The 12,969-nt window shown below is 32.9% G+C and carries 7 protein-coding genes, 1 tRNA gene and 1 riboswitch; of the genes, 6 read left to right on the forward strand and 2 right to left on the reverse strand.

Going from position 1 to position 12,969, the window contains the following annotated elements; all coding sequences use genetic code 11:
- The first annotated feature begins 54 nt into the window (after nt 1-54).
- On the forward strand, nt 55-3,309 hold the full coding sequence (locus AC0J6S_RS09215) for an AsmA family protein (RefSeq protein ID WP_474953541.1): 3,255 nt from the start codon (nt 55-57) through the stop codon (nt 3,307-3,309).
- Between the two features lie 196 nt (nt 3,310-3,505).
- Here the strand turns inward: AC0J6S_RS09215 and AC0J6S_RS09220 are convergent, their stop codons facing one another.
- Both AC0J6S_RS09220 and AC0J6S_RS09225 read right to left on the reverse strand, forming a co-directional pair.
- Nucleotides 3,506-5,338 (reverse strand): endonuclease, encoded by a 1,833-nt coding sequence (locus AC0J6S_RS09220; RefSeq protein WP_474953542.1) that lies wholly within the window; start codon nt 5,336-5,338, stop codon nt 3,506-3,508.
- Between the two features lie 477 nt (nt 5,339-5,815).
- Nucleotides 5,816-7,342, reverse strand: a complete 1,527-nt coding sequence (locus AC0J6S_RS09225; RefSeq protein ID WP_474953543.1) for a hypothetical protein — start codon at nt 7,340-7,342, stop codon at nt 5,816-5,818.
- 117 nt (nt 7,343-7,459) lie between these two features.
- Here AC0J6S_RS09225 and AC0J6S_RS09230 point away from each other — a divergent pair, with 117 nt between their 5' ends.
- The 5 genes from AC0J6S_RS09230 to AC0J6S_RS09250 all read left to right on the forward strand — a co-directional run bounded on the left by AC0J6S_RS09230 (nt 7,460) and on the right by AC0J6S_RS09250 (nt 12,891).
- Nucleotides 7,460-7,897: a PaaI family thioesterase gene (locus AC0J6S_RS09230; protein ID WP_165152842.1), complete on the forward strand. Its 438-nt coding sequence runs from the start codon at nt 7,460-7,462 to the stop codon at nt 7,895-7,897.
- 126 nt (nt 7,898-8,023) lie between these two features.
- The gene (locus AC0J6S_RS09235) at nt 8,024-9,112 is read left to right on the forward strand and encodes an isochorismate synthase (protein WP_474953544.1); all 1,089 of its coding nucleotides are present in this window, start codon (nt 8,024-8,026) and stop codon (nt 9,110-9,112) included.
- A 48-nt stretch (nt 9,113-9,160) separates the two neighbouring features.
- A complete protein-coding gene (gene bshB1 / locus AC0J6S_RS09240; RefSeq protein ID WP_474953545.1) occupies nt 9,161-9,877 on the forward strand; it encodes a bacillithiol biosynthesis deacetylase BshB1 in 717 nt (238 codons plus the stop codon).
- Nucleotides 9,878-9,951: 74 nt separating this feature from the next.
- Nucleotides 9,952-10,027 (forward strand) — tRNA-His (locus AC0J6S_RS09245).
- A 990-nt stretch (nt 10,028-11,017) separates the two neighbouring features.
- A riboswitch (SAM-I-IV-variant riboswitch) is annotated at nt 11,018-11,125 on the forward strand.
- Between the two features lie 344 nt (nt 11,126-11,469).
- Nucleotides 11,470-12,891 (forward strand): hypothetical protein, encoded by a 1,422-nt coding sequence (locus tag AC0J6S_RS09250; RefSeq protein ID WP_474953546.1) that lies wholly within the window; start codon nt 11,470-11,472, stop codon nt 12,889-12,891.
- Nucleotides 12,892-12,969 lie beyond the last annotated feature (78 nt).

The raw sequence follows: 12,969 nt of genomic DNA on the forward strand, positions 1-12,969 counted from the left end.
ATTTTTTAAAATCATTAATAGATAAATATGGCTTTGCAATCAATTTTTAAAAATATGAATTGGAAAAAAATCTTGGGATTGTTTCTAGGAATACCAATCTTACTTTTTGGTAGTATCACTGCAGTAATTGCATATAAAAAAGACGCCATAGTTCAAGATTTAATAAGTAAAGCCAATCAAGACTTTAAAGGCAAAATAGCCTTGTCAGGAACTAAAATTTCACCTTTTGAAAATTTTCCTTACATATCTATTGATATACAGGATTTTCAGGTTTTTGAAACAAAAAATCCTGGTGAAAAACCGGTTATAAATTTAAAGGATATTTACGTAGGATTTGATTTATGGACTATTATTCAAGGTACGTATGATGTTAAAACTATAAAATTAGCAAATGGAAAAATTGACATCAAACAGTATTTAGATAACACTTTTAATATTGTAAAAGCTTTTGAACCAACTAAAAAAGTTGATGACCTAGAAGAAGAATTTCATTTTGATTTGCAAAAAGTAAAAATTAAGAATGTTACTGTTGTAAAAACAAATTTAGCAGATTCGTTAGTTGTTCAAACCTTTTTTGATAATGCTGAAACGCAATTTAAAAAAGACGAAACCTACATAAAAATGGGTTTAAATGCGGCGCTTGTTTTAAATATTATGAAAAACGAAGACACTACATTTGTAAAAAATAAACATTTTGAAGTAAGTACCGAGTTATCTTTTCATAAAAAAACACATTTATTATTTTTTGAACCTTCGACGGTGCAACTTGAAAACGGACTTTTTGGTGCCAAAGGCAGCATTGATGTAGATGATGATTTTAACATGAATCTTGAATTCTCGGGTAAGAAACCTAATTTTGATTTGTTAATTGCGTTTGCTCCAGAAGACTTGATTCCCTCCTTGAAAAAATACGATAATCAAGGCGAAATTTTCTTTTTAGCAACTGTAAAAGGGAAATCAGCTAATGGTAATCTTCCAGCTGTTGAAGCTAAATTTGGTTGCAAAAATGGTTTTTTTGATAATACAGTCACTGATAAAAAACTAGACGAAATGGCATTCAACGCGTATTTTACAAATGGCGTTAAAAGGAATCTGGAAACTAGTGCTTTTTATCTCAATGATTTTTCGGCTAAGCCCGAAGCAGGTCGTTTTAAAGGAAATTTAAAAGTAGTTAATTTTATCTCTCCCGAAATTGATTTAAAATTAGATTCAGATTTTGATTTGCAATTTTTATCGAAATTTTTTAATCTGAATGATTTGTCCAATTTAACTGGGAATGTAAAACTCAGCATGAAGTTTCATGATATCATTGATCTAGCGCATCCAGAACGAAGTTTGGAGAAACTAAATCAAGCTTATTTTTCAGAATTGTTAGTGACCAATTTGAATTTTAAATCAGATAGTTACCATTTGCCAGTAAAGAATTTGAACTTGAAAGCAACTATGGATGGGAATGATTTTAAAATGGAGTACTGCCGTTTGCAACTCGGGAAATCAGATTTAGAGTGGAGCGGAAAAATTAATAATGTCCCAGCAATTATTCATCAAACTGCAGGCGAAGTGGTTTCAGAAGTTCATATCAAATCAAAATTATTAGATTTTAAAGAGCTTACTGCTAATGATACCGTCAAAAAGAAACCTTTTGATGAAAAAATTAGAAATTTAAAAGTAGACCTTGCTTTTAAAGGCGCGGCTAATACCTTCTTACAATCAAAATCATTGCCAGTAGGGAATTATCGCATTCAAGATTTTTATGGTAAATTAGAGCAGTATCCGCATGCTTTTCACGATTTTGACGGTAGCCTGAAAATAACAGAAAGCGAAATCATTGTTTCTAAATTTTATGGAGCGATAGATGCAACCGATTTTAACTTTGAGGGTAAGATTAAAAACTACAATTTATGGCTTGCAGACAAAAAAATAGGAGATACCCAAATGGAATTTGATTTAACATCAAATGAAATACATTTCAAAGATTTGTTTACATACAAGGGAGAAAATTTTGTACCAAAGGAGTACAGAAACGAAGATATCAAACAATTAAAATTACACGGCAGGGTAGCACTACATTATAAAGATTCGTTACAATCAACTGATTTTTATCTAGATGAATTTAAAGGAAAGATGAAAATTCATCCTATAAAGTTCGAACAGTTTAAAGGAAATGTTCATGCCGAAAAGGATGTTTTAACGTTGAATACAATCTCTGGAAAAATAGGTAAAAGTAATTTTCTGGTAAGCGGAAAGTATCATTTGAAGAAAAATGAGTCTTATAAAAAGCAAGGTGATTTCTTAAATTTTCAATCTTCTTATTTAGATTTTGATGAACTATTGCGTTACCAAGAATCGCCAACAAATTCAGAGAAAAAAGTTGATCATGATAGTGGTTTTAATTTGTTTGAACTTCCATTTAGAAATATAAAAGTTAATGCAAGCATCAATCATTTAAATTACCATAAATATGTGGTAAAATCGTTGCAGGCGCGTATGCGAATGAAAGAAAATCACACTGTAGTTTTTGATAATTTACAATTTAATGCTGCGGGTGGAAAAGTGAGTAGCAAGGGATATTTAAACGGTTCAGACCCTAAAAACATCTATATAAATCCTAGTTTAAACATTCAAAAAGTAAACTTAGATGAGGTATTATTTAAGTTTGATAACTTTGGACAGGACAAAATGGTTTCAGAGAATGTACATGGACTTTTTACAGGTAAAATTACAGGTAAAATAGCATTGCACACTGATTTAACACCTAAAATTGATGAATCTACCCTAACGATGGATGTTGCCATTGATAACGGCAGATTGGACAATTTTGGTCCGATGCAGGCTATGGCAAGTTTTTTTAAAGACAAAAATCTAACAAAAATCCTCTTTGATAAACTTGAAAATCGCTTACAGTTACAAAACGGAAAATTAATTTTGCCTAATATGTTGGTTAATTCATCTCTGGGTTTTATTGAATTATCAGGAAGTCAAGACATGAATATGAACATGGAATATTATTTACGCATTCCACTAAAAATGGTTACTGGCGTTGCATTTCAAAAGCTTTTTGGAAGAAAAAAAGAAGCTGTAGATGTAAATCAGGAGGATGAAATTATTTATAAAGATCCCAATAAAAAAGTAAATTATCTCAACTTAAAAATATCAGGAACACCTGAGAATTTCAAAATATCAGTGGAGAAAAATAAAGATTTAAAACGAGGGAAAAGTGTAGCCCACTCGCAAGGTTATGTAAAACCAGATTTTAGTGAAGATACCATAACAAGTACCGTAAGAGAAGACAGTCAGCAAAATAATTAAATATCAAATAAAACAATTAGATTTGTGAGGTACTTTACTGAAATTAAAATATAGTGCAGCCTCATTTATTAGTTATAAGTTAGCACTTACATTACTGTAGTTTGTAGTAAAACAATAGTGGCGAAATCCATCAGAATCACTTGTAAATAATTACCTAAGACATAAAAAAAAAGCGGCAAATTTGCCGCTTTTTGAATTAGTTGATTATTAATTTCTTTATTACCGAATTTGAATCGATAGTCACTCGAACCAAATACGTTCCTTTTACACTATTTGGCAGCGTAATTTCTGATTTGGTGCTGTTTTCTTCGCTGTAAATTTTCTGACCAATGATAGAATAAATTTCGATAGAATACATTTTATTCGAATTATTGACAGAGAAAGTTCCCTGGGATGGATTTGGATAAATAACAATTGCATTGATATCTAAAACAGTTTCTGTTTTCGAAGCTTTTGCAACGATGCGACTTCCTAAATTGTTACAAGTATCTGATGTGTAGGAATCCCACTGGGCCGTTTTATTGAAAGTGGTCGTTGGAGAAGTAACAGTAGCTTTTCTGCGGAGGGTTTGATCCGCTGCAAAGTTTGCCGTTCCGCCGTTAAATGTGCCTATGATGTCAATTAAAACTCCATTTTTGAATAAACCTACAGCATCGTTTCCGTTAAAAGCCATCTCAGTTGCTGATGTAGAAATGTTTGCAGAACTTATTGTGTAACAACTAGATGCCATTAGGCTATTTACGATAGTGAATTTACTACCATTAGTTAAAGTTCCCGTCAGTGGTAATCCTGTACTCCAAGCACCGGATCCATTAGTTTGTTTTTTGATGCTATAAATCGATAAGTTGATTGCTGCACCAGTTGCATTTGAAATTTCCAACGCTTTATTATTTGAAGAACCTTCAATATATTCAGAAAATAGTAAATCCGTTGCAGTTGCACTATTTGCTGTAGTAGTTACGCTTAGGATGTTACTAGGTGCTGAAATATTCCCTGCGGCATCTTTGGCTTTCACGTTAAAAGAGTAAGCTGTCGCGGCTGTTAATCCCGTAATAGTAGTGGTAAGTCCAGTTACTGTTGTTTTTAATACATTATCCATGTATACATTATAGCCAGTTACGGCAGTATTGTCAGTTGAAGCTGTCCAACTAAGCGAAATTGTAGTAGTTGTTTTTGCGGATGATACTAAATTTGCGGGAGCTGTAGGGGCTTGTGCATCAGCAGTTGGATTCCATATTGCCTGAACGTATTCAGGGTGATCAATATAAGGATTTCTATTGTTTTGGATGGCGTATATGGCATTGTTACGAGCAATTTCTCTAGAACTCACAGGGTCTTGATTGTGCCATGTTATCAATAAGTTTAAAAAAGCTATAGTGAAAACTTGATTACTTGTGCCATTAAACATTGCATAGGAATAACCGGCTACAGTATTCTCGTAACGTGTTGCAAAATAAAAGTACATGCGTGCAATGTCGCCTTTGAATTCATTGATAGGTTCAAAAATAGGCCCAGAATAACCAGAAGTTGTACTTGATCCAAGTTTACTTCCGTTCAAGGAGGTCCAAGTTGCTGTAGTCACCGGTCCATGTGGATAATTAGAACGTTGTCCGTTTACTTTTCCGTCAGTTGGCGTGATAAAATGCGCATCAGAGACCATTGGTGCTGCAGAATTGAAAGTTGATTGTGGAATAATGTGTTCTCTGTTGTAGCAATCACCCTCTACACTATAGGTTCCGCATCTTTGTGTTGTTCCTGCCGAGTAACTATAAGGATCTGTTCCTGTGGGTTTTTCGGAATACATGTCTAATATTGTAGCATCATTTTCATAGTAGTAATCACGGTCAGATGTTTGGTAAGTTGTGTACAATCCGGAATATCCTTTGTCAGTGTGCCCTTTTATAATGTTATAAAGTTGTGTTTTTAATGTGTAGCCAGTTCCTGTGGCGGTTGTATAATAAGTATTCGGGATTTGGGCGATACCGACTGTGACGAATAACAATAATAAGGCAGAGTAGATTTTCTTCATAATTTAAATTTGTTTTGGTTATTGGGGTTAATTTCAAATTTTAAAACTTTATTTTTAAATTTTAAAAATACTGAACTGATGCAAATTTATAACTTTTAATATCGTTTATGTTAAGAAATTGTGAATATAATTAAGATTTTCTTAACATTATTATTAACATCATCCGTTGTGTGTAATTAATAAAAATTTCAATTAATCTCATAAAAAAAATGAACCACATAGAAACATAGAAAAAAGAGCCGGATAGCCCAATTGCTTCGCCTGTTCGCTATCGCTCGGGTCTTGTGTTTACATAGCTATGGCTTTATCTAAAAAAGTGAAACGCCTCCCAAAAATTTTAAAATCTATGTTTCTATGTGGTTTAAAAATTAAACAAATTGAATTACATCCAACTGGTTTATATATAGTATGTTGTAAGCCAATTTTATTATTGGAATTAACCTTTTAAGTGTATAATATGGCTTAATTCAGAGCGGTTTATTTTTGAAAAGCTTTGTTTTGGTACGCACCTAAATCTGGCGGTAAAGTTCTCGTATTTCCTGTAATATCAAGTGGAATCAGATACGCCGAATTCCCTTTTGCGAAAGCGGCGGACGTTTCATCGATATTAAATTTATTCTGTGAAAGATTGAAGAATTTTGGATCCTTGTTCAAAAGTATCGCGTTGTAATGTGCTGTATCCGTATTAAATTGATAATCAGGATTCGTTGCGAATTGGTTAGATTCGGTATCAAATTTAATCAGGCAATTGTTGAATTGGTATTCAAAAGTGGCTCCTGTTTTTTTGGTCAAACTCATTTCGTTTGAATAAGAACCATAGATAATGCAATTGTTAAACGTGGCTGCGGTCAAATCTTTCGCTTCCGGAATTGCTCCCAAAATATAATTGCTGATTAAAACGGCCACTTGTTGTGAGCTGTTCCAGTTGTTATTGAAAGTGCAATGGGTAAACTTGTAATTTCCGCCATATGTACAGGCTAAACTTGCTAATCCAGCATTATTAATGACTACATTTTCTCCGCTTATTTTTGCAGTCTGCGCTAAAATTCCGTAGTTGCTACTGTTATAGATTTGGGTGTTTTTTATAGAAACTGTTGTGCCATCATTGTTTTGAACTAACAATCCAATCGTTGCGTTTTTAATAGTGAGGTGATTCAAGGTATTATTCGTGCTACCATCAGTCAGCCAAATGGCGCCCCATTGTCCCGGCACATCTGAAAAATCAGGTTCTAAACGGTCGCCTTCAAAAATGACTTCGTTTTCTAGTTTATCCGTTGGTGACAGTGTTCCATTAATATGTATCGAAGCATTATTGGCTACAATAAGTCCTGAATTCGCATGGAAATGTACTCTAGTTCCTGCTTCAAAAGTGGCTATTTTATTCGAAGGAACTGCTGCGTAGCCATAAATTACATACGGTTTGTCATTGGTAAACTGCAATTCGTTCCCATTGACAGGATCATTTTCATCCAGATAAAAGCCATCAATTTTTTCGTTTCCAATAGGAAGTGTTTCAGTGGTTCCGTCAGCAAAACGCTTTGGATACAGGAAAATAGCGTCTTGAATTAGCGTTACCAGTTCAACATTTTGTAGGTTTTCGCCACTGTCAAACTGAATTTGATCGGTGTATAAAAAATCGCTTGGGTTGGCATCAGCAATATTTGCAGTAGTTTCTATGAAAATATACAAACTGTCTTTAGCTAGAAGATCGACATTATTGAAAATTTTACCGTCTGTTCCTTGCATTCCGTCAACGGATATTCGGTATTTAGAACTCAAACCTTTCCCTAATTTAATGCTTGGAATCGTAATGTCATTTTTGCTTTTATTGTATACTTTGAGTCGGTACGTGCTGGAACCAATGTTGGAGAAAACAGTGTCAAGATAAATCGTGTCCTTGAAAAATTCTAAATCACCAGTACTTGCTACAGTCTCAAAATCAGAACGGCAGGAACAGATAGTCATTATGATTCCAATAAAAAACAGTACTATTTTGAGACGCATTTAGTTATATTTTTTTGTAAAAATAGGAAAAATCTATTTTCGAAATCAGAATAACAATTGTAATTACTGTTTTGTGACTTATCTTTTAATTATTTTTACATTTTAAAAGTATATAATATGACATTCGATAAAGAAAAAATACTCCAATATTGCAATCACGTTTCTAAAAACACCTTAATGCAAACTCTGAATATTGAATATACTGATGCAGGAGAAGATTTTCTGGTTGCTACTATGCCTGTTAATCCTTCCGTGCATCAACCGATGGGATTATTACATGGCGGTGCTTCGGTGGCTTTAGCAGAAAGTGTGGGCAGCGCAGCTTCCATGCTTTATGTAAATTCTGAACTAAGCGAAGTGCGCGGAATTGAAATTTCAGCCAATCATTTAAAAGCAAAACGAGACGGAATTGTAACGGCAACCGCTAAGATTGTTCATAAGGGCCGAAGTATTCATCTTTGGGAAATAAGGATTACGGATGAAAACAATAGTCTAATTTCGCTTTGCAAGCTTACGAATATGGTTTTACCAAAAAGAAAAAGCGAAAATAAATAATTGGATTTAATTGTAGCAAAAGCCAAAGAAACAGTTTCAGGTAAAAATGATTAAAATGGTTTTAATACATTCAAGGGATTAATAACACCCAGAGTTTTAATGAAATTTATATTTAACACATTAAATATGATTGATTTTTTTATAAAAGTAAAGCAACAAAAAGCTCAAAATTTACCTTTTGTATTGTACAAAAAACCAAACAACATCAAATTAACAGGATTTTTTCAGAATAATGATCACTTGTATTTTGCTGAGAATTTTGAAGAGAGTGGGTTTGTTTTCGCACCTTTTGAAGGCAACCAGATGATTCTGATTCCTAGAAATCAATCGGTAAAATGGGAAGCCTTGATAACTTCTTCTCAGGAAAATGAGGATTCGGATTTCGAAGATTCTGAAGATATTCATGCGAAAGAACATTTTGAAAAGCTGGTCCAAAAAGGAATTTATGCTATTGCAAAAGGGACTTTTAAAAAAGTGGTTTTGTCCCGAAAAGAAATCGTTGGTTTGTCAAATTTTGATTTAGTTTCAATTTTCGAAAAATTAATTCAAAATTATCCGACTGCTTTTTGCTATTGCTGGTTTCATCCAAAAATAGGTTTATGGATGGGCGCCACACCGGAGCGATTACTCAAGGCTAATACGAATAATTTTCACACAATGTCATTAGCTGGAACTCAAAAGCTTCAGGGTACCGAAGAAGTTGTTTGGGAGAAAAAGGAAATGGAAGAGCAACAGTTTGTTACCGATTTTATATTGAATAATTTAAAGGATTTGACTTCAGAGGTTTCCGTTTCTAGTCCTTACACTGCGCAAGCGGGGACATTAGCACACATTAAAACAGATATTGAAGGGGTGATTAATAAGAATTCAAGTTTGAAAGAAGTCGTTTCCGCTTTGCATCCAACGCCCGCCGTATGTGGATTACCAAAAGAGGTTGCTAAAAATTTTATTTTGGAACATGAAGGTTATGATCGAGAATATTATACCGGTTTTTTAGGCGAATTAAACAAGGAAGGATTTAATAAAGGAGAAATAAAATCAGATTTGTATGTGAATTTACGATGCATGCAAATAAAAGTTGATTCGGAACTTTCATTGACCCAAGCGCATTTATACATGGGTTGTGGTATTACAAAGGACAGTATTCCTGAAAAAGAATGGAAAGAAAGCGTTAATAAATCTGTTACTATGAAGAAAATATTGGATTTGAAGTAGTATCGGCAACTTTAAACATTAAACAAAAAAACATTAAACGAATTTTAAATGAAATTAGACATACTTGCTTTTGGTGCGCATCCTGATGATGTGGAATTGGGTTGTGCAGGAACCATTTTAAAAGAAATCTCTTTAGGTAAAACAGTCGGCATTATTGATTTGACCCGCGGTGAATTAGGAACTCGTGGTTCGGCGGAAATCAGGGATCAGGAAGCGAATGCAGCTGCAAAAATTCTTGGTGTTTCAGTGCGTGAAAATTTAGAAATGCGCGATGGTTTTTTTGTCAATGACGAAAAACATCAAATGGAAATTATAAAAATGATTCGTAAGTATCAACCGGAGATTGTTTTGTGTAATGCGATTGATGACCGCCATATTGATCATGCAAAGGGAAGTAAATTAGTATCAGATGCTTGTTTTTTATCTGGATTAACGAAAATTGAAACTTCATTAGAAGGAGAGAAACAAACGGCTTGGAGACCCAAATTAGTTTACCATTACATACAATGGAAAAATATTGAGCCGGATTTTGTGGTTGATATTACTGGCTTTACTGATAAAAAAATTGAGTCAATTTTAGCCTACAGTTCGCAGTTTTATGATGCAAATTCAAACGAACCGGAATCGCCAATTTCGAGTAAAAATTTTCTGGAAAGCCTGAATTACCGTTCCAGGGATCTAGGAAGGCTCACAGGAGTAGATCATGCGGAAGGTTTTACTGTAGAAAGATATTTGGCAGTCAATAGCTTAGCAGATTTGATGTAAATTTCGAGTAATTTTTTGAAAAAAATATTTGCAGAAGTAAACTTATGTCGTATATTTGCCACCGCTAAGCAAATGGTGGTTGTAGCTCAGTTGGTTAGAGCATCGGTTTGTGGTACCGAGGGTCGCGGGTTCGAGCCCCGTCTCCCACCCAGAAAGCAAAAGCTTCGAAGAAATTCGAGGCTTTTTTTGTGGAATAAAGTGTCGTGACGGAAACCCCCATAAACACAAGCCTTATCTCCATTTTGACATACTTACTAAACCAAAAAGTGACTGATTAATAAGTTCAAAGATACGATTTTATATTCTTTCCTCAAACTTGTTTTCCATTAAGTATACTGCCACTTTTGCGCCACTAATAATTGTTCCTTTTTATCAATAAAAGCATTTCAATTCCAATCCAACAATAAAATAGTCTTTTTTACTTCAACTCAATGAAGTTTCTTTTTCACGCTCCTCCCCAATATCATTTCCAATCCTATATATTAATATTTACCCTACTAGATTACATCATTAAATCATCATTATACTATGTTAATTGTTCCTATTCCTTCTTCTTTGACATTTGCCAGAATGTAGTATTTACTTAATCTTATTTTTTGCTGAGCTTTTATTGTGCGCTCTTATTTTATATTGTCATGAATAATTTTATATATCAAAAAATTTCCCATGTTTAATTTGAAAACCTATTTGTCTATAGATTTGAAAATGAAATTGATTAAAATTAGACGGGGGTGGGGGTAAAAACTATTTATCAACGCCCCCATATGGTACTGGACTACATAGTATTGTATCTGTAAAACTTTTTAGACTTAATAGCATGGCGTATTGTTTTAAAATCCTACATAAATTATTAGCTGATTTTCTCAATGACTGTAATTTTCAATAAAAAACCGCCAATAAAATATTTATTTAAGCACTTATTTTCTCCTATTTTAAAAATAAAATAGTTAAAATTTTCTTAATTTTTACTCATCTTAACTAGCGTAAAACTTAAATAACTGAATTATAGTTATTTGTCTTTTTTTTATTTTAAACTAGCTTAGTTAGCTTAAAAACAATTACTTAGCTATTGCGTATGTCCTTTTTTTGACGTATATTTGCCTTGTAAAATTAATAAAAATCACTAAGGAATAATAACAAATAATGTATCCAGAATTCTGCTAAAACAGAATACCAACCTAATTTATCATACAGATTTTTAAAAGGTGGTCAAATGATACGGGCATAATGTCAAATAAAGGCTAATTGTCAAATAAAAAAGTATGAAAATGAAAAAAAACCACTTCTCAGAAGGTGTATGTATTGTTCATATACATTTCAAAAAAATTACACAAAATCAAGTAAGCTACCAAAACACAACTTTTCAATTTTGTTTTAGCTTAATCTTTTCAATTTATCTTTATTTCTTTTACTGGGTTGGAAATCTTCATCTTTTTTGACGTACCCTTTTACTTCGGCAAAAAAACCCACGAAATCTTATTCGTGAATGAGGGAATATGCCAAATAATTAAACATTAAAACATTAAAAACAAACAACATAAGCGATGTAGCCACATTGTAACGGCTGCGCTATGTCTAAAATTTAAAAAAAAATGAAAACTTATAATATATTAAAACCCAAAAAACTAAACCTTGAATATTTGGTAAATAAATACCAACCTGATTTTAAATTTGATTTTGAACGTGCCTATCTAATCATTCATTTAGTGATAATATTAGGTCACGAAAGGGATAATTTGAAAAAGGTGGGATTGCATTCTAAACTATTGGAACGAATAATTGGTAGGGATTACCACAAATACATCAGATTTTTACTTGATAATAACAGTGGAACTGGTAATGTATTGAAAGGTTCTCGTTATAATGTTGGCAAAAATCCGTTTGAGTATCGGCTAACTGATTATTATTTTGATGGAGGTTTTGAACTCTATACCATCAAAGATTACAAACTAATCAATATGTATAAGCAAAAATTTGTAAACCCCTCAAAAAATGAGGCGATTAGACTTAATTATTACTTTCTAACTAAGTATTTCAATAATGGGAAATTAGCCGTTTCTAGCCCCTCTGATGCGATAGAAGAAGCAAATGCTCAAGAGCAAAAAAAACGCCTTAGGAATGCCAAAAACATAGTAAATATAATGAATGGAGAACATACAATGACATTAAAAACTAATACTGATGGGAGAGTTCACTCAAACATTACAAGGCTGTCGAAAAAAACCCGTAAATATTTACAGTATCAGGGCGAATTTTTGGCGGAGGTCGACATTTCCTCTGCTGTCCCCTTCTTTCTCTATGTAACTATGAACTATTACCTAAATAATAAATTAAGTAAATTAACCGATTATCAGTATTCTAATAGTATCATTTATATCTTCGATAAAATCACGGGAGACCTAGATAAAACGGAGCTTCAGGAGTTTGGGCATGCTGTTAAAACGGGTAAGCTTTATGAGCAATTTAGCAACTTGATTTTAGACCAATCTTTTTATGAATCCGAGGGAAAGGACTATAAAAAAGTATTGAAATATTACCAATACAAATTCAATAAGCAGTTTAACCATTACTTCGATGGTGACATTAAAGAACTTAAAAAATTTGCTAAAAAGGGGCTACTGTCAATGTTATTTGCGAAATCTAGTTCTTACAAATTTGAACAATTAGTATTTAAAAAGTTATATCCAACTATTCATAAATTTCTAAATGAATTTAAAGATGTTCAAAGCGAAGAATTAAATTGGAATCTAAAAAACAGACATAAAAAATTGTCTTATTTGTGTTTTCAGTTTGAAGCAAAGGTTATGATAGATAATATAGCCCGAGAATATGACAAACTACAGAAAGGTAAGATTCCAGTTTTTACGCTCCACGATTGCATATTGACCTCAAGTAGCAATGTGCGTGAATTAAAAGAATTCATGGAAAGCAAGTTCAAAGAATTACTTGGAGAATCACCAAACTTAACAGTAGAGTACTCTGAATTAGATACTAAAAATCAAATTGCTTCATAGAAGATTAAGTCACAAATAATTTGTTTTTTATCTAGCCAAGTGATGAAAAACGGCTTCGTATTTTGTCACTCATCAACT

The sequence above is a fragment of the Flavobacterium sp. TS_SC_5 genome (genome assembly GCF_056156265.1).